The organism is Shimia sp. R9_1 (assembly GCF_017743775.1).
Classification (GTDB): domain Bacteria; phylum Pseudomonadota; class Alphaproteobacteria; order Rhodobacterales; family Rhodobacteraceae; genus Shimia.
The window spans coordinates 349976-366570 of the sequence record NZ_JAGHRN010000003.1 but is presented as its reverse complement, the minus strand read 5'-3'; the positions used below and the strand labels follow the sequence as shown (position 1 = coordinate 366570).

15 protein-coding genes and 1 tRNA gene are annotated in these 16595 nt (G+C 58.4%); 14 read left to right on the top strand and 2 right to left on the bottom strand.

The window, feature by feature from the left end; all coding sequences use genetic code 11:
* Positions 1-38 precede the first annotated feature (38 nt).
* From J7399_RS12760 to J7399_RS12725, 8 genes are all read left to right on the top strand, one after another.
* Complete coding sequence (locus J7399_RS12760; RefSeq protein WP_209086700.1) at positions 39-2495, top strand: FAD-dependent oxidoreductase; 2457 nt, start codon at positions 39-41, stop codon at positions 2493-2495.
* Entirely contained in the window at positions 2486-3589 is a 1104-nt protein-coding gene (locus J7399_RS12755) for a mandelate racemase/muconate lactonizing enzyme family protein (protein ID WP_209086699.1), read from the top strand. The genes J7399_RS12760 and J7399_RS12755 overlap by 10 nt, the downstream gene beginning before the upstream one ends.
* 3 nt (positions 3590-3592) lie before the next feature.
* Positions 3593-4870 carry an aminotransferase class III-fold pyridoxal phosphate-dependent enzyme gene (locus J7399_RS12750; protein ID WP_209086698.1) on the top strand — a complete coding sequence of 426 codons (1278 nt, stop codon included), beginning with the start codon at positions 3593-3595 and terminating at the stop codon, positions 4868-4870.
* Between the two features lie 203 nt (positions 4871-5073).
* A complete protein-coding gene (locus J7399_RS12745) occupies positions 5074-6066 on the top strand; it encodes a BMP family protein (protein WP_209086697.1) in 993 nt (330 codons plus the stop codon).
* 39 nt (positions 6067-6105) lie between these two features.
* Positions 6106-7623 carry an ABC transporter ATP-binding protein gene (locus tag J7399_RS12740; protein ID WP_209086696.1) on the top strand — a complete coding sequence of 506 codons (1518 nt, stop codon included), beginning with the start codon at positions 6106-6108 and terminating at the stop codon, positions 7621-7623.
* Positions 7623-8696, top strand: coding sequence for an ABC transporter permease (locus J7399_RS12735; protein ID WP_348539471.1), 1074 nt, complete (start codon positions 7623-7625; stop codon positions 8694-8696). Before J7399_RS12740 ends, J7399_RS12735 begins: the two co-directional genes overlap by 1 nt.
* A complete protein-coding gene (locus J7399_RS12730) occupies positions 8696-9637 on the top strand; it encodes an ABC transporter permease (protein ID WP_209086838.1) in 942 nt (313 codons plus the stop codon). The genes J7399_RS12735 and J7399_RS12730 overlap by 1 nt, the downstream gene beginning before the upstream one ends.
* Before the next feature lie 10 nt (positions 9638-9647).
* Positions 9648-10940, top strand: coding sequence for an amidohydrolase family protein (locus tag J7399_RS12725; RefSeq protein ID WP_209086693.1), 1293 nt, complete (start codon positions 9648-9650; stop codon positions 10938-10940).
* Positions 10941-10964: 24 nt separating this feature from the next.
* Here the strand turns inward: J7399_RS12725 and J7399_RS21200 are convergent, their stop codons facing one another.
* Complete coding sequence (locus tag J7399_RS21200; RefSeq protein ID WP_209086691.1) at positions 10965-11336, bottom strand: helix-turn-helix transcriptional regulator; 372 nt, start codon at positions 11334-11336, stop codon at positions 10965-10967.
* Positions 11337-11689: 353 nt separating this feature from the next.
* Between J7399_RS21200 and dctP the strand changes: the two genes are divergently transcribed.
* The 4 genes from dctP to J7399_RS12700 all read left to right on the top strand — a co-directional run bounded on the left by dctP (position 11690) and on the right by J7399_RS12700 (position 14899).
* Positions 11690-12688, top strand: coding sequence for a TRAP transporter substrate-binding protein DctP (gene dctP / locus J7399_RS12715; protein WP_209086689.1), 999 nt, complete (start codon positions 11690-11692; stop codon positions 12686-12688).
* An 8-nt stretch (positions 12689-12696) separates the two neighbouring features.
* The gene (locus tag J7399_RS12710) at positions 12697-13170 is read left to right on the top strand and encodes a TRAP transporter small permease subunit (RefSeq protein ID WP_209086688.1); all 474 of its coding nucleotides are present in this window, start codon (positions 12697-12699) and stop codon (positions 13168-13170) included.
* Between the two features lies 1 nt (position 13171).
* On the top strand, positions 13172-14431 hold the full coding sequence (locus J7399_RS12705) for a TRAP transporter large permease subunit (RefSeq protein ID WP_209086687.1): 1260 nt from the start codon (positions 13172-13174) through the stop codon (positions 14429-14431).
* A 165-nt stretch (positions 14432-14596) separates the two neighbouring features.
* Positions 14597-14899, top strand: coding sequence for a hypothetical protein (locus J7399_RS12700; protein WP_209086686.1), 303 nt, complete (start codon positions 14597-14599; stop codon positions 14897-14899).
* Between the two features lie 103 nt (positions 14900-15002).
* Here the strand turns inward: J7399_RS12700 and J7399_RS12695 are convergent.
* Positions 15003-15077: transfer RNA gene (locus tag J7399_RS12695), tRNA-Asn, on the bottom strand.
* Between the two features lie 274 nt (positions 15078-15351).
* Between J7399_RS12695 and J7399_RS12690 the strand changes: the two genes are divergently transcribed.
* Both J7399_RS12690 and J7399_RS12685 read left to right on the top strand, forming a co-directional pair.
* Positions 15352-15894, top strand: coding sequence for a sigma-70 family RNA polymerase sigma factor (locus J7399_RS12690; RefSeq protein WP_247738732.1), 543 nt, complete (start codon positions 15352-15354; stop codon positions 15892-15894).
* An 83-nt stretch (positions 15895-15977) separates the two neighbouring features.
* Entirely contained in the window at positions 15978-16574 is a 597-nt protein-coding gene (locus tag J7399_RS12685; protein ID WP_209086685.1) for a hypothetical protein, read from the top strand.
* The last annotated feature ends 21 nt before the right edge of the window (positions 16575-16595 follow it).

Below are 16595 nucleotides of genomic sequence, written 5' to 3'. Positions count from 1 at the left end.
AGCCTGTCGAGAGAAAAATGCGCTAGGAGGAAGCGGACGTGGCAACGGAATTTCCTACTCAGGCACGGGTGGTCATTGTCGGTGGCGGTGTGATGGGCGTTGGGTTGGCCTATCATCTGGGTCACGAAGGCTGGGGCACAGAGACAGTTCTGCTTGAGAAGGCCGAGTTGACCAGCGGCAGCACCTGGCACGCGGCGGGCCAGATCACCCATTCGACCTCCAGCTTTGGCCTTGGCAAATGTGTGGACTATAACATTGGGCTCTATTCCGGCGCGCTTGAGGCTGAAACCGGCCAGCCCGTGACATGGCATGGCTGTGGCTCTTTCCGGCTGGCCTATAACGAAGATGAAATGGATTGGCTGCGCCACACGCTGTCGGTGGGCCGCGCGCTGGGGTTCAATATCTCGCTGGTCGGGCCGGATGAGATCGCCAAACACCATCCGTTCTATAATCTTGAGGGCGTTCTGGGCGCTCTGCACACGCCGGATGATGGCCATGTGGATCCTACAAATGTGACCATGGCCATGGCGGCAGGCGCGCGTCAAAAGGGCGTGCGGATCATCCGCCATTGCCGTGCTACCAACATCACACAGACACCAAGTGGCGAATGGCTGGTTGAAACCGAGCAGGGCACAATCCGCTGTGAGCATGTGGTGAATGCCGGGGGCACCTATGCGCGGCAGATGGGCGAATGGTCTGAGCTGCAGCTGCCGATGACCTCGATGACGCACCATTACTTTGTCACCGAACCTGTGCCGGAGTTTGCAGCGCTTGAGCGCGAACTGCCTGTGATCCGCGATGATCGTAAGGTCTCGGGCTATATTCGCATGGAGCAGAAACGCGGGCTGATCGGGATTTACGAGAAGAACAATCCGAATTCTGTATGGCATGATCACTGCCCTTGGGACTATGAAAACTGGCTGTTTGACGCGGATTATGACCGCGTGATGCCCTGGCTTGAGGAAAGCCTAAACCGTATGCCAATTTTTGCGGAATTGGGCATCCAGCGCGAGGTCCACGGCGCGATCAGCCATCCGCCGGATGGCAACCCGCTGATCGGACCTGCGCCGGGTGTGCGCAATTACTGGTGCTGTTGTGGCACGCAAATCGGCATTGGCTGGGGGCCGGGGCTGACACGGGAGCTGGCGCGCTGGATGGTGCATGGCGCGGCGGATATCTCTATGCGGGAGTTTGATCCGCGCCGCTTTGGCAGCTACGCCCACAAAGACTGGCAGGTGATCAAGGCGCATGAGGATTATTGCCTGCGCCATGAGATCCCTTTTCCGCATTACAACCGCTTGGCGGGGCGACCGATCAAACCCTCTCCTCTCTATGACACGCTGAAGGCCAAAGGCGCGGTGCATGAAGAGGTCTATGGCTTTGAGCGCCCGCGCTGGTTTGCGCGGGGTGGCGTGGCGCAGCAGGATCACTACTCCTTCCGTCGCTCGGCAGTGGACGACGTCGTCGCTGCGGAGGTTAAGGCGGTACGGGAACGGGTCGGCGTTATGGATGTCACGGCGTTTACCAAAGTTGAGGTGTCGGGCCCGGATGCCAACGCGCTTTTGGACAGGCTGACCGCCAATCGAATGCCGCAGAAAGATGGGGCAATCACGCTCACCCATATGCTCAATAAGCGGGGCCGGATCGAGCTGGAAACGACCATTCTACGCATGAATAAAGATCGGTATTATCTTGTTTGTGCTGCGTTTTTTGAACAACGCCTTCTGGACCATCTGGCGCACAACCGCACCGGGGAGCAGGTGGTGGTGACGCCGCTTTCAGAAGTCTGGGCGGCGTTGTCACTCAACGGACCAAAAAGCCGAGACGTGCTGGGCGCTTGTACCGAGGCAGACTTGTCCAACGCTGCGTTCCGCTGGCTGTCTGCTCAAGAGATTACCGTCGCGGGGCATCAGGTCTGGGCGCTGCGCATGTCTTATGCTGGGGAGCTGGGCTGGGAGTTGCACATGCCTGCCCAAGCCTGTCTGGACGTTTACAACGCGCTTTGGGCTGCTGGCGCGCCGCATGGGATCGCGGATTATGGTAGCTTCGCCATGAACGTGATGCGCATGGAGAAGGGCTTCAAAGGCGCGGGCGAGCTGACCAATGAGGTCACATTGGCGGAGGCAGACGTGTTGCGGTTTGTGCGCGCAAACAAAGCGTTTCTCGGACGGGAGATGACCCTGAATCATGATCTGCCTTGGGTCTGTGCTTACCTCGAAATTGAGCCGGACGGGCAGATTGACGGCCATGGCGGTGAGGCGATTCTGCACAAAGGTGGGGTGGTCGGGGCAACTAGCTCTGTCGCATATGGGCCAACTGTCGGCAAAATTCTCGCCTTTGCCTATGTGAAACCTCCTGCCGCAGCACCTGGCACAGATCTGGAGGTGGTCATTCATGGGCAGCCGCGACAGGCGCGTGTGCTTGGGCAACCGGCCTATGATCCGGACAGCCTGCGCCCTAGAGCGGATGCGCGCGAGGTGGTCACATGTCCGTAGTCAAGCTTTCGCTCTGGTCCGTGGACCTGACCAGCCATGAAAACTACTACATGGCTGAGGGCAAAAGCTGCACAACCGTGGAAAGCCATGTGCTGTGTCTTGAGACAAATGAGGGCCTGAAAGGGTGGGGCGAGGTCTGCCCGATCCCGCATTACCTGCCTGCCTTTGCAAAGGGTGTACCCAGTGCGATTGTCGAAATGGCGCCGGAAATCCTCGGGGCCGAGCTGGCAGGCGTGGATGCGCTGATGCATCGACTGGACGCCCATCTGATCGGCCATCCGCACGCCAAATCCCTCGTTGATATCGCGCTTTGGGACCTTTGGGGTCAGATCACGGGGCAACCGCTCTATGCCTTACTGGGCGGGCGCACGCGGCGAGATATGCCGCTTTATCATTCGATCACCTGTATTGCGCCGGTGGAGATGGCGCGGATTGCCAAGGAAGCCTACGCCACAGGCATCCGGCAGTTTCAGGTGAAGCTGGGCGCGGATGCAGATTGGCAAGCGGATGCGGAACGTCTGATCAAAGTGCGCGAGGCGGTGGGCATGGGACCAATTGTCTATGGCGACTGGAACTGCGGAGCGACACGCCTGCAGGCCACGCGCACCGGGCGGGCGGTGGCGCATCTGGATGTGATGCTGGAGCAGCCCTGCAAGACGCTAGAGGACTGCGCAGCCGTGCGACAGGCCACAGGTTTGCCGATGAAACTGGATGAAGGTGCGCATGATCTGGCCTCACTGTTGCGTGCCCATGAGCTTGGCATTCTGGATGCGGTGGCCTTGAAACTCTCCAAGTTTGGCGGGCTGTCTGCCATGCGCCGCGCACGGGATCTCACGGTGCATCTGGGCGCAGAGATCTGCTCGGAATGCACCTGGGGATCAGACATTGTGACCGCTGCAGCGCTGCATTTTGCGACCTCAACTCCCAAAGGCGCGCTGCTTAACACCTGTGATCTTTCAGGCTACGTCAGCCCACGGCTGTACCCTGAGGCGCCAACACGCAGCGCGGGCCGCATTGCGCCGCCGGAAGGACCGGGATTGGGGGTAGCACCGGATCTGGATGTCTTGGGATCGCCAATTTTAGAGCTGGAGTGAATGATGAACAGAGTGCATAGCCAAGCGGAGTGGATCGCGCGCGCGCAGGAAGTTTTGCCATCGGCGGGATTTGGCAATTTTGACGCTGACATCATCATCGCACGTGGTGAGGGCAGCCGGGTTTGGGATGAAAACGGCAAGGAATACGTCGACTATCTGATTGGCTCCGGTCCGATGCTTTTGGGTCATGGCCATCCGGAAGTTATGGAGGCCGTGCTTGAGCAACTTCCAAAGGGCATGACGTTTTTTGCCAACAACGCCAAAGGCATCGAACTGGCAGAAGCGATCGTGGAGGCTGTGCCTTGTTGTGAGCAGGTGCGATTTGTCACCTCTGGCGGAGAGGCGGATATGTACGCCATCCGTCTGGCGCGGGCCTATACCGGGCGCGACAAGATCCTGAAGTTTGAGGGTGGCTATCACGGGATGAGTGCAGAGGCGCAGATGAGCCTTGCCCCAAGTAAGCGCGTGAACTTTCCGCAAGCTGTGCCGGACAGTGCAGGCATTCCGCAAGGCGTGGCGGATCAGATGCTGATCGCGCCCTTTAATGATCTGGACGCCGTGGCGGCGCTGCTCTCAGAGCATGCGGATATCGCGGCAATCATTGTGGAGCCACTGCAGCGTATCATCCCGCCGGAGGCAGGTTTCTTGCAGGGGCTGCGCGCGCTCTGTGACGAGCACCACGTGTTGCTGATCTTTGATGAAATTGTCACCGGATTTCGGCTGGCTTATGGCGGTGCGCAGGAGCGCTATGGCGTGACACCAGATATTTGCACCCTTGGCAAAATCATCGGGGGCGGCTTTCCGCTCGCCGCTCTTGGGGCCAGTCGCGAGATCATGGCGCATTTTGACAAGCCCGTCATCGGCCCGGAAAAATGGCTCATGCAGCTTGGTACATTGTCCGGCAATCCTGTCGCGGCCACAGCCGGGCTGAAGACCATGGAGGTGCTGCTGCGGGAAGGCACTTATGACAAGCTGCGTGAAACCGGGCGCAGGCTGCAAGAGATGCAACGCGATGCGCTCACCTCCGCTGGGATCAGTCATCAGATCGTCGGAGATGAAACGTTGTTTGATCTCTATTTCACCGGGTCCCCTTGCCGGGATTATCGCAGCGCGCAGCACGATGTGCCGCAACAAAATGCGCTCTATAATGCCACCTTGCGCGCTCATGGCGTGTTCAAATCTCCGGGAAAACTCTACCCGTCGCTAGCGCTGACAGAAGCTGATCTGGCGCTGACCGAACGTGCTGTTTCTGAAGCTGTCAGGGCCATTGCCGAAGGCTAGTTTTCGGAAAAACGAACTCGCAGGACATGAGCTGCCCCGATCTCTGCATCCCCTTTCGAAACGCGCATATTTTGAGCTGTGCCATTTTTTTTGGCAAAGTTCTTGGGCGGCGGAGGAAATGTGTTAACGTGCTCCTACCTGAAACTTGACCAAGAAGTAAAAACACGAACGGTTGTTTCACAAGCCACCAACAGGGGAAAAAGATGAATAAAATAGGCAATTTAAACCGGCGCTTATTGCTGGCGTCGGCATTGGGCTTTGGTTTGATCGCTGGCGCAGGTGCGGCAGTGGCAGACGCGGTGAAAGTCTCGGCGATCTACACGCTGCCGGTCGAGCAACAGTGGATCAGCCGCATTCACAAGGCGCTGAACGCAGCGGCTGAGCGCGGCGATATCGAGTACACATTCTCTGAAAACGTGGCCAACTCCGACTATGAGCGCGTGATGCGCGAATATGCGGAGCAGGGCGCACAGCTGGTTGTTGGCGAAGTCTTTGGTCTGGAGCGCGCGGCGCGCAAAGTGGCGAAGGATTATCCTGAAACCGCCTTCCTGATGGGGTCGTCCTTTGGTCCGGTCGCACCGAATTTCTCGGTTTTTGACAACTGGATTCACGAGCCGAGCTATCTGTCCGGCATGATTGCGGGCAAGGCAACGGAGAGCAATGTGATCGGCATGGTCGGTGGCTACGCGATCCCTGAGGTGAACCGCCTGATGCATGCCTTCATGGACGGTGCGCGCGAAGTGAACCCAGAGGTTAAGTTCATCGTGAACTTCATCGACAGCTGGTATGATCCACCCAAAGCCAAAGAGAGCGCGTTTGCGATGATGGATGCGGGCGCGGACGTGATGTATGCCGAGCGCTTTGGCGTGTCTGACGCGGCTGTGGAACGCGGCGTGAAGGCCGTGGGCAACGTAATTGACACCTCCGGTGACTATCCGGGCACCATTCTGGCCTCAGCCCTGTGGCACATGGAAGCCACCATCGACAAAGCCATCGCCAACGTCAAAGGTGGAAGCTTTGAGGCCGCAGACTATGGTCAATACAGCTACATGGCTTACGGCGGCGGCTCTCTGGTGCTGGATGAAGCCTTGGTGCCTGCCGAGGTGGTCGACGCTGTGCGTGCCAAGGAGACCGAGATCATGGACGGCCTGTTCCGTGTGAACGTGAACGACGCACGCCCCGTGTCTGACAACTGATGACATAGGAGGCCGGCCATCCGCCGGCCTCACACATCCATGACACAGACAATTGTTCTATCCCTCAAAGGGCTCTCCAAGCGATTTGGCTCGGTTGTGGCCAATGACGACGTGAGCCTTGATTTGCATCAGGGTGAGGTGCTGGCGCTGCTTGGTGAAAACGGCGCAGGCAAAACCACGTTGATGAATATGCTTTTCGGCCACTATTTGCCGGACAGCGGCGCCATTGATGTGCGCAACGAAATTGGCGCGATTGAGCCACTCACGCTGGGCCATCCGCAGGCGGCGCTCTCTGCGGGCATCGGCATGGTGCACCAGCACTTTACCTTGGCCGAAAACCTCAATGCGCTCGATAATATCGTGCTCGGCTCAGAGCCGCTTTGGCGGCTGCGTCGCGACAGTGCAATGGCACGCAGTAAGATCGAAAAGATCATGTCTGACACAGGCTTGCAGGTCGCTCTGGATGTGCCTGTCGGGCGGTTGTCAGTGGGGGAACGGCAGCGTGTCGAGATCCTGAAGGCGCTTTACCGCGATGTGCGCATTCTGGTGCTGGATGAGCCGACCGCTGTGTTGACGCCGCAAGAAGCGGACACGCTTTTTGAGAACATCGGCGCGATGACCAAGCGCGGATTGTCTGTGATCTTCATTTCTCACAAGCTGCGCGAAGTGCTTGCGTTTTCCCATCGCATCGCGGTGCTGCGCCATGGTGTGAAGGTGGGCGAGATCGCCACCAAAGATGCGGATGAACGCAGCATTGCGCGAATGATGGTGGGCGCGGACACGCCCGAAACCCAGCGCGAGGAGATGGCGCCGGGCGCACCTATCATGACTCTGGAAAATGTCTCGGTGACGGGCCGCTCAAAACGCGACAGCCTGACCAACGTAAGTTTTCAAGTCGCACGCCATGAAATCCTTGGTATTGCCGGTGTGTCAGGCAACGGGCAAAGCGCGCTCGCCGGGCTGATCTCTGGCCTGAACATCCCGAGCAACGGCGTGTTTAAAATCGACGGCGAAGTGATTGCCCATGGAAACCCCTCTGCGATGATCAAAGCGGGTGTGGGGCGCATCCCCGAAGATCGCCACCATGACGGCATCGTCGGCTCCATGAGTGTGGCCGAGAACATGGTGATCGAGCGGTTGAATGACCCTGAGGTGCAGTCCGGCGGCATTCTGAAACGCGAGGCGATTTCTGAGAACGCCGCGCGTTTGACGGAAGCCTATGACGTGCGCGGCCCGGGTGTGAGTGCGCGGGCACGGCTGCTGTCAGGCGGCAATATCCAGAAGCTCATTCTGGCGCGGGTGTTTGAACAATCGCCCAAGCTCATTCTGGCCAACCAGCCGACGCGGGGCCTTGATATGGGGGCTGCTGCTGAGGTGGCGCGGCGCTTGCTTGAGGCGCGCAAACAAGGGGCCGGAGTGGTGCTGATCTCCGAAGATCTGGACGAGCTGCTTGGCCTGTCGGATCGGATCATGGTGATCCACGACGGTGAGCTGATCGAAGCCTTTACAAGAGACCGAGAGGAAATCGGCCTGATGATGGCAGGAGAATACGAATGATCCGCATCGAGCCACGAAATGCGCCATCGCGCGCTTTGACACTGGGCATTCCGGTGCTGTCAGCCTTGATAGCCTTGGCCTTAGCCGCGGTGCCGTTGATGTTTGCCGGAGCCAATGTTGCCACGGCATACGGCGAAATGTTCCGAGGAGTCTTTGGCTCCACATTTGCTTTCACCGAAATGCTGACCCGCGCGACGCCTTTGATCTTCACCGGACTTGCCGCAGCACTCGCGTTCCGCGCGCGGCTCTGGAACATTGGTGCCGAAGGCCAGCTTTATCTTGGTGCCATGGCCGCCGTGGCCGTGGGCGCCGGGTTTCTTGATGTGCCCGCCATTGTGTTGGTTCCAACCATCATTCTCTGCGGCTGTGCTGCGGGGGCAGCAGGCATGGTGGCCTCCACTGCGCTGAAGACCCGCTTTGGTGCGGATGAGGTGGTGACCACTTTGCTTTTGAACTTCATCATCTTGATTTTCCTGCAATATATGCTGGAAGGTCCCTTGCAGGATCCGATGGGGCTGGGCTGGCCACAAAGCGCACCCATTCTGGATCAAGGCATGTTGCCGCCGCTGATGGAGCGGATGCGCGTGCACAGCGGGCTGATCATTGCGCTCGTCTGTGCGGTGGTGGCGCAATTCATGCTCACGCGGTCTGTTTGGGGCTTCAAATTGCGCGCGGTTGGTGAAAACGCCGCTGCCGCACGCCATGCAGGTATCCCGGTAAACCGCACCATGATGAGCGTCGCCATTGTCTCCGGTGCGCTGGCTGGCATGGCTGGCGTGAGCGAAGTGGCGGGTCTGAAAGGTTATTTGACCGCCGATCTCTCTCCAGGCTTTGGCTACACCGGCATTGTGGTTGCGATGCTCGCGGGGCTGTCGCCGGTGGGCGTGGTGATCTCCGCTTTGTTCATTGCGTCGGTCTTTGTTGGGGCAGATTCCATGAGCCGCGCCATGGGCGTGTCGTCATATCTGGCGGATCTGGTGGTGGCGATGTCTTTGCTCTGCGTGCTAATCGGAGGTTTCTTCGCCCGGTTCCGCATCGCGCGCGTGACTTCCGGCAAAGGAGAAGTCGCATGATGGATATTCTGAACATCCTGTTGAGTGAAAGCTTCTGGGCCGCCTCTCTGCGCATCGCAACCCCGCTGATCTTCGGCGTTCTTGGTGCGCTTCTTTGTGAGAAGTCTGGCGTGTTAAACCTTGGTATCGAAGGGATTTTTGTGGCTGGCGCCATGTCGGGGTGGATGGCTGTCTGGCTGGGCGCAGGTCTTTGGGGCGGGGTCTTGGTCGCCGCAGGAGCGGGGGCTTTCTTTGGCCTCATTCACGCATTGCTGACCGTGCCACTGGGCCTCAGCCAACACGTTTCGGGCCTCGGAGTGACGCTGTTTGCGACCTCAGTGAGCTATTTCACCTACCGCACCGCCTTGCCCAATGTCTCTTCACCACCACGCATCGAGCCCTTCCGTGCGCTTGATATTCCGGTGCTGTCTGACTTGCCGTTTCTGGGGCCTATGCTGTTTCAACAGACAGCGCTGACCTGGCTCGCGCTGCTGATGGTCGTGGTCATTTGGTATGTGCTGTACCGCACCCCGCTTGGCGTTGCGTTTCAGGCCGTGGGCGACAATCCGGACAGTGTTGATGCGCAGGGTCTTTCTGTCTACGGTCTGCGGATTGGCGCGGTTGTGGCCGGCTCTGCGCTAATGGCGCTTGGCGGCGCGTTCCTCACCATGTCGGCCTTTGATGCTTTCTTCTTTGGCATGGTGAACGGGCGCGGCTGGATCTGCATTGCGCTTGTGATTTTCGCAAGCTGGCGGCCGGGAAAAGCGCTACTGGGGGCGTTGTTGTTTGGGGCATTTGATGCGCTGCAGGTGCGCCTGCAAACCGAGGTTGGAGCCGTAATCCCAAGCCAGGCGTTTCTGGCCGCACCCTATGTGTTGTCCATTATTGCCCTTGTTGTGGCCGCCCGCCGCGCTGATTATCCGCGCGCGCTTCTGGCGCCATGGTTCAAAGGCCAACGTTGAGGATTGAGAGATGTTTGATCTGATTGTCAAAAACGCCACGCTGCCGGATGGGCGCAAGGGGCAGGACATCGCCGTGAAAGGCGGAATGATTGCCGCTGTTGAGGCGGGCATCACAGCTGAGGCCAAGGAGGTGATCGACGCAGGCGGAAACCTTGTGTCGCCGCCCTTTGTGGATCCGCATTTTCACATGGACGCCACGCTGTCGCTTGGCACGCCGCGCATGAATGTCTCTGGCACCTTGCTGGAAGGCATCGCGCTTTGGGGCGAGTTGAAGCCGATCCAAAGCGTTGAGGACATCATCGCACGCGCCATACGCTATTGCGATCTGGCGGCCTCTATGGGGCTTGGTGCGATCCGCACCCATGTGGACACCTGCGATGACGAACTGAAAGGGGTTCAGGCGCTGCTGGAGGTGCGCGAGCAGGTCAAAGACTACATTGATTTGCAGCTCGTGGCCTTCCCGCAGGATGGCGTGCTGCGCGACCCGACAGCGATGGCCAACACCATTCGCGCGCTTGATATGGGTGTGGATGTGGTCGGCGGCATCCCGCATTTTGAGCGCACCATGGCCGATGGCGCAGAGTCCGTGCGCCAGCTTTGTGAGGTTGCGGTAGAGCGCGGGTTGATGGTCGACATGCATTGCGACGAAAGTGACGATCCGCACAGCCGCCACATCGAAACGCTGGCCTATGAGACACAGCGGCTGGGGCTGCAGGGCAGGGTGGCAGGCTCGCACCTGACCTCCATGCACTCGATGGACAACTACTACGTGTCCAAGCTGATCCCCTTGATGGTCGAAGCAGGGGTGCACGCGATCCCCAATCCGCTGATCAACATCATGTTGCAGGGCCGTCATGACACCTATCCCAAGCGCCGAGGCCAGACCCGTGTGCGCGAGCTGCGTGATGCGGGCATCACCGTGGGCTTTGGCTCTGACTGTGTGATGGACCCGTGGTATTCGCTCGGTAAGGCAGACATGCTTGATGTGGCCTTCATGGGGTTGCATGTGGGGCAGCTCTCCAGCCGCGAGGATATGGCCTGGTGTTTTGAGGCTGTGACCACCAATTCGGCCAAAATCATGGGGCTGGAAGGATACGGTCTGGCCCCGGGCTGTCGCGCCAATATGGTGCTCTTGCAGGCCCAAGACCCGATTGAAGCGATCCGCCTGCGGGCGCATCGTCTGGCCGTGATCCGCAGCGGTAAGGTGATTGCACAGAACGCCCCGCAGGTGACAGAGTTGTCGCTGCCCGGCCGCCCAAGCCATGTGGATCCGGCAGCCTATGCGCCGTCCTCGGACAGCTAAAAGCCCGCACCTTGGCGCGTGATCTTACCCAGAAATCCGGTAGGCTTTGGGGGTCTTGCCGGTGCAGCGTTTAAAGGCGCGCACAAAGCTTGCGGTTTCCGAGAAGCCCAGAACACGGGCGATCTCTTCGATGCTCAGATCCGCCTCGCGCAAGTATTTCACCGCAAGTTCGGTGCGCGTCATGTCGACAATCTCGCTAAAGGTGGTTTCTTCGCGCTTCAGGTGGCGGCGCAGGGTGCGGCTCGTGAGGTTCATGCGGTCGGCAATCTCTTCCATGCTGGAGGACAAGCAACCGCTTTGCAGCAGAGTATTGCGGACCTGAGCGGAGATGGCATTTTGCTGGCTTAGCTCGGAAAGTTCCCTTTCACACATCTGCACAACGCTCTGAAATGTCACAGTGTTTCCGCGCTCAAGTGGGCGCTCAAACCAATCGGGCGACACATGGAACCGGTTTTGTGCGGCCCCACTTCGGTAATTTTCCCGTGTCCTAAATTGTCAAAATTCTGGCCTATGGCGACATAGCATCCAATTTCGCTCTCCAGCATAAATACCGATGGAGGACCAGGGAGGCGTCTGAAAAACGTTGGGGCAGGCCGCGCAGCATTTGTCTGCGTGATCGCATCAAGCCAACCTTAAGCATATCTGCGCTTGAGGGAGAGCTTTTTTATGATGTGATAGCAAGAGCTTGCAATGCACAGCGGTTTTTCAATCTGCCTTCCTCCGATCGGATAAGAACGAGGAGTAAGCCGATGAAATTTACCAAATTCGCCACCACCTGTGCGCTCGCGTTGGGCGTTATGAGCAGCACAGCGCTTGCGGAAACCACTTTGAAACTGGCCACCGTTGCGCCGCTGTCGTCCCCATGGGGTCAGTGGGCACAGGGCGTGGCGAAAAAGATTGAAGAAGAGTCCGGCGGCGAGATGAAAATCGAAGTCATCGGCGATGCGCAGCTGGGTGATGAGCAGACCATCCTGCGCCAAGGCATGAAAGGCCGCGTCGATCTGGTGCTTGTGTCCAACATTCCGCTGTCCCTGATCGGCCAGGAGATGGATCTGGTGTCTTCGCCTTTCCTCTATGACAGCGTTGAACAGGGCAGCTGTGTGGCCTTCAACCACCTGAGCGAAATTCTCGGCCCAAGCCTGCGCGAAGCCCGTCTGGAGCCGCTGACATGGATGGAAGTTGGCAACTACATCGTCTTCTCCAAAGACGAGGCACGCACCCCATCCGCGCTCGAAGGCCGCAAGGTCCGCGTGGCCGCCACCACCGCAGACGAGCTCTTTGCCCGCAAGATCGGTGCGGTTGGCGTGCCAATGGGTACCTCTGACACCATCCCGGCACTGCAAACCGGCAACGTCGAAGCGGCCTTCCTGCCCGGCGTTTTTGGCATCGCGATCGGCACGCATAAAGTTGCGCCCAATGTCACCGTCAGTAACCACACCCGCCTGATTGGCACCGTGGCCGTGTCTCAGCGCAGCTACAACAAGCTGAGCGATCAGGAAAAAGAATGGCTGTCTGCCTTCACTGAAGGTGGCGCGGCGCTGTCTGCGGCAGTTCTTGGGGCCGAAGGCGCGCTCTTGGGCAAACTTGAAGGTGCTGGGCTGTCTGTTGCGCGTCTGAGCGATGAGGAAGCGGCGGAATGGCGCGCCTCTGCGGATGGTCTGCGCGAAGAGCTGGCAGAGCAGCTTGGTCCGAAGGCTGTCTCCATTCTGGAGCAGATCAATGCGGCCAAAGTGGCTTGTGGTTCCTGAAGTCTATGATGTTGCTTCTACGTTTTCTGATGAAAGCAGAGGCCATTGTGGCGGCGGCGGCTTATGCCGCCACCACTTTGCTATTGCTGGCGGATGTTGTCGCGCGTGAGTTTTTCTCCCAATCCCTCTGGGGCGCCCAACAGACCGCAATCCTGTGCAGCATCCTTGCGGGTATGATCGGTTTGACGCTCGCCACCGGGCGCGGTGCGCATTTCCGGCCAGAATTTGCCGATGGTGTTCTGCGCTTCAAAGCCATTGACCGGATCGGAGATCTGGTCTCGGCGGTGCTTTTTGCTGTGATTGCTTACTACGCGGTGGAGTTCGTTCTGGAATCCCGCGATTTTGGCGACCGTGTGCCGGTTGTTAATCTGATGCTCTGGCCGGTGCAGATCGTGGTGCCTTACGCGATGATCTCCTCTGCCATCAAACACGCCATATTTGCACTGAATCCTCAGGCAAAAGACGAGCTGAGGACCGCTTGATATGGACGCTCTCATTCTGATTGGCATCGTTCTGGGCCTATTGATCCTGCGCCAGAACGTCATTCTCATTCTTCTGGTGGTGACCGCCTATATCCAGCTGGTCTGGGCCGGTGGTGATATCCTTTATGTGGTCGAAGACCTCTGGTCCTCGATGGACAACCACGTCCTGCTGGCGATCCCGATGTATATCATCGCAGGCAAGCTGATGTCGCGCGGCTCTATCGCACGTGATCTCATCGCCATGGTGCGCGCAGCGACCGATTGGATGCCCGGCGGGCTTGGCATTGCTTCGGTGCTGTCCTGCGCGCTGTTTGCAGCCGTTTCCGGCTCCTCAGCGGCCACATTGCTGGCGGTGGGCGTGGTCATGTATCCGGCGCTCAAAGAAGCCGGCTACACCGAAAAATTCGCCATCGGCGCGGTCACCTCGGCGGGCACGCTGGGCATTCTGATCCCGCCGTCGATCCCGCTGATCATCTACGGGATTGTCACCGAAACCAATGTGGCAAACCTCTTCCTCGCAGGGATCATTCCGGGCATTCTGCTGACCGCGATTTTTGCGATCTACGGCATGACCACCAATCTCGGCAACGAGCGCGGCACATTCTCTGTGGCGCGGCTGGCTGAGGCGGTGCGCAAAGGGATCTTTGCGCTGATGACCCCGGTGATCCTGCTTGGCGGCATCTACACCGGCTATTTCTCACCAACCGAGGCGGCGGCTGTGGCCGTGGGCTATGCCATCTTGGTGGAGCTTCTGGTCTATCGCGAACTCTCGGCCAAAGATTTCTTTGACGAGGCGGTCTCAACGGCGGTGATGCTCGGCACACTTTTCCCGATTGTGGCCGTGGCCCTGTCGCTGAAATCGGTGCTGGCCATCGAAGGCATTCCCGGCGCCTTTGCAGAGTGGCTGCAAACCGTGATTTCCAGCAAGATCGCCTTCCTGCTTGCGCTCAATGTGGCGCTGTTGCTGGTGGGCTGTCTGATTGATGTGGTGTCGGCGGTCCTGCTGCTTGCGCCGGTCATGCTGGCGGCGGCGCAGCACTTTGGTGTGCACCCGATCCAGCTTGGCATCATCATGATCATCAACTTGGAGATCGGCCTGTTGACGCCGCCCATTGGCCTCAATCTCTTGGTTGCCTCAGGCGCCTTCAAAAAGCGCTTTGCCGAGGTCAGCCTGTCTGTGGTGCCCTTCATCCTCTTGATGCTTCTTGCGTTGATGATGGTGACGTTCATACCGGAGCTGACGCTCTATCTGATCAAATGAGACCTCTCGGGTCAGATCGCTTTGGGCTGATCACAAAAGCCATTCCTCCCGGCGCAAATCAAACGCGCCGGGGGACCCACACCGGCAGCACGCCAATTCCCACGAAGTTTCATGTCTAAGTGCCCTTCATACCCGCAGGAAGGCCAAGAAGGGGTGATCCCAGTGATGTGCGTTGTCCAGGCAGGGCAGGTGCCGAAATCAGTGGAAGCCAGCCTGAAAGCCCGCATAGGTGCGCTCACCCAACGTGTTTTTGACGCTGAGGCCGCCATTGTCTGGGTCGTGGTCCCAGAAGGCAGCGGCTTCACCGCGGCGCTACCCTCCCGCACGGTGATCACGTCGATGCATGCCAACCGCGTCTTGGAAAGCGAAGAGCCGGCGTCGCTGCTCAAGACGCTCGGAGCGATCTGCATGGAAGAAATCGGCTGCAATGCGGAAGAGGTGGTCAACTCGGTGCGCGATCCTGAATGAGGTGCGGCTTGGTACAAATGGGGCATCTTCAGCGGCAAGCAAACCTGTAAGCGCTCCTAAAAGCAAAAAAGCCCTCAGATCGTTGAGACCTAAGGGCTTTTTATGGCTCCGGCGGTAGGGATCGAACCTACGACCAATTGATTAACAGTCAACTGCTCTACCGCTGAGCTACGCCGGAACATCTGTCTCTGAGCTGGCTCAGAAGATGTGGCGGGTATAACTTTGCTTTTCGGGGACGTCCAGAGGGTCTCTGCAAGAAATGTGACTTTTCTCGCAGAAGGACATTTTGATCGGTCATGTATTGGCCACCCAACTTGAAACGGCAGCGTGAAACTCATCATCAAGACCCGAAATTCCAGCATCAGCAGCGGTTGACAGTCTGACCTTAGGTGACAGAAAATATAGCTGTTTTATTGATTGAGAGCACTGTTCCAAACCTCATGAGCTCCCCATTGCAAAATGATCTCGAAAGCGCGCTGATCGCCCGTGTGGCGTCAGGTGACCAGACAGCCATGCGCGCTTTATATGAGGCGCATTCGGAAGCTGTTTGGCGCTTTGTGCGCAGTCGCTTGAGCGATGAGTTCGAAGCCAATGATATTGTCCATGAAACGATGATCACCGTATGGCGGACCGCTGCACGTTACGAGGGCAGGGCTTCTGTCAGGTCCTGGATGCTGTCCATCGCACGCAACAAAGTGGTCGATCATCTGCGCAAACACGGGCGGCTCGACTTGAGGGATGCGGATGATACGGTTCCGGATGAGGCCCCAATCGCCGAGGTCGTGGTGGCCGCTGCTCAGGATGCCAATCGCTTGCGCGCGTGTATCACCAAACTTGGCGAACGTCAGCGTGCGGCGATTCACTTGTCCTACTTCGAAGAGCTGACCTATGCGGAAATCGCTGAGATCGAACACGTGCCAGAAGGCACAATCAAATCGCGCATTTTTCACGCCAAGCAGCTTCTGATGCGCTGCCTGTCCAAGGGGGAGCAGTAATTTTGAACCTTTGTGATGTGCCAGTCGACCAATGGGCAGACGTGTCATGCGACGCGATGTGCCTAAAGTAAGCGAGAGTATCGATGAGCGATGAATGGGAACATAGGTTCAGCGAAGAAGACGTCACCGCGTTTGTACGCGGGCAGGCGGCACCGACGCTTGTAGAAGAGATCGAACGGGAGATGGCGCACAACGACAAACTGCGTGCGGAGATCTCCCTACAGCAAGGCCTCAAGCCCGCGCTTTCCGAGATCGCGACTGGCATGCCGCCGGGTGAGCTTGGCTGGCGGCGTCTGGAGGTTGCGCTGGCGGATGCGCCTCAATCCAACGAAACGTCTGCCCCCACGCAGCCAGATAATTGGCGCATCGCAGCCATTGCCCTTGGTGTTGCCGTACTTATTCAGGGCGCATTCCTTGTTGCGCCGTCGTTTGCCCCCAACGAGGCAAGATTTCAAACCGCGTCTCAGCTAGAGGCGGCTATCGAATTGGCCATCGCGTTTAAGGCAGAGGCCAGCATCGCTGAAATTGGCACTCTTCTGGATAGTGCTGGGGCGCAATTGGCGGATGGGCCGAGCGCCTTGGGGCTCTTTCGTGTGAAGTTTCAATCACAACAAGCTCTCATTGATGGAAAAATCCTTTTGGAGAGCTCAGATATCGTGACCCTCGTGGCACAACCGTGATAGGGCTAAAACCCAAACAGG

Excerpts from the sequence above, each read along its gene's own strand:
- J7399_RS12705 (WP_209086687.1), top strand. The coding sequence starts at position 13,172 with ATGGACGCTCTCATTCTGATTGGCATCGTTCTGGGCCTATTGATCCTG.
- J7399_RS12745 (WP_209086697.1), top strand. The coding sequence starts at position 5,074 with ATGAATAAAATAGGCAATTTAAACCGGCGCTTATTGCTGGCGTCGGCA.
- J7399_RS12710 (WP_209086688.1), top strand. The coding sequence starts at position 12,697 with ATGTTGCTTCTACGTTTTCTGATGAAAGCAGAGGCCATTGTGGCGGCG.
- J7399_RS12750 (WP_209086698.1), top strand. The coding sequence starts at position 3,593 with ATGAACAGAGTGCATAGCCAAGCGGAGTGGATCGCGCGCGCGCAGGAA.
- J7399_RS12700 (WP_209086686.1), top strand. The coding sequence starts at position 14,597 with ATGTGCGTTGTCCAGGCAGGGCAGGTGCCGAAATCAGTGGAAGCCAGC.
- J7399_RS12730 (WP_209086838.1), top strand. The coding sequence starts at position 8,696 with ATGGATATTCTGAACATCCTGTTGAGTGAAAGCTTCTGGGCCGCCTCT.
- J7399_RS12725 (WP_209086693.1), top strand. The coding sequence starts at position 9,648 with ATGTTTGATCTGATTGTCAAAAACGCCACGCTGCCGGATGGGCGCAAG.
- J7399_RS12740 (WP_209086696.1), top strand. The coding sequence starts at position 6,106 with ATGACACAGACAATTGTTCTATCCCTCAAAGGGCTCTCCAAGCGATTT.
- J7399_RS12755 (WP_209086699.1), top strand. The coding sequence starts at position 2,486 with ATGTCCGTAGTCAAGCTTTCGCTCTGGTCCGTGGACCTGACCAGCCAT.
- J7399_RS12685 (WP_209086685.1), top strand. The coding sequence starts at position 15,978 with ATGAGCGATGAATGGGAACATAGGTTCAGCGAAGAAGACGTCACCGCG.
- dctP (WP_209086689.1), top strand. The coding sequence starts at position 11,690 with ATGAAATTTACCAAATTCGCCACCACCTGTGCGCTCGCGTTGGGCGTT.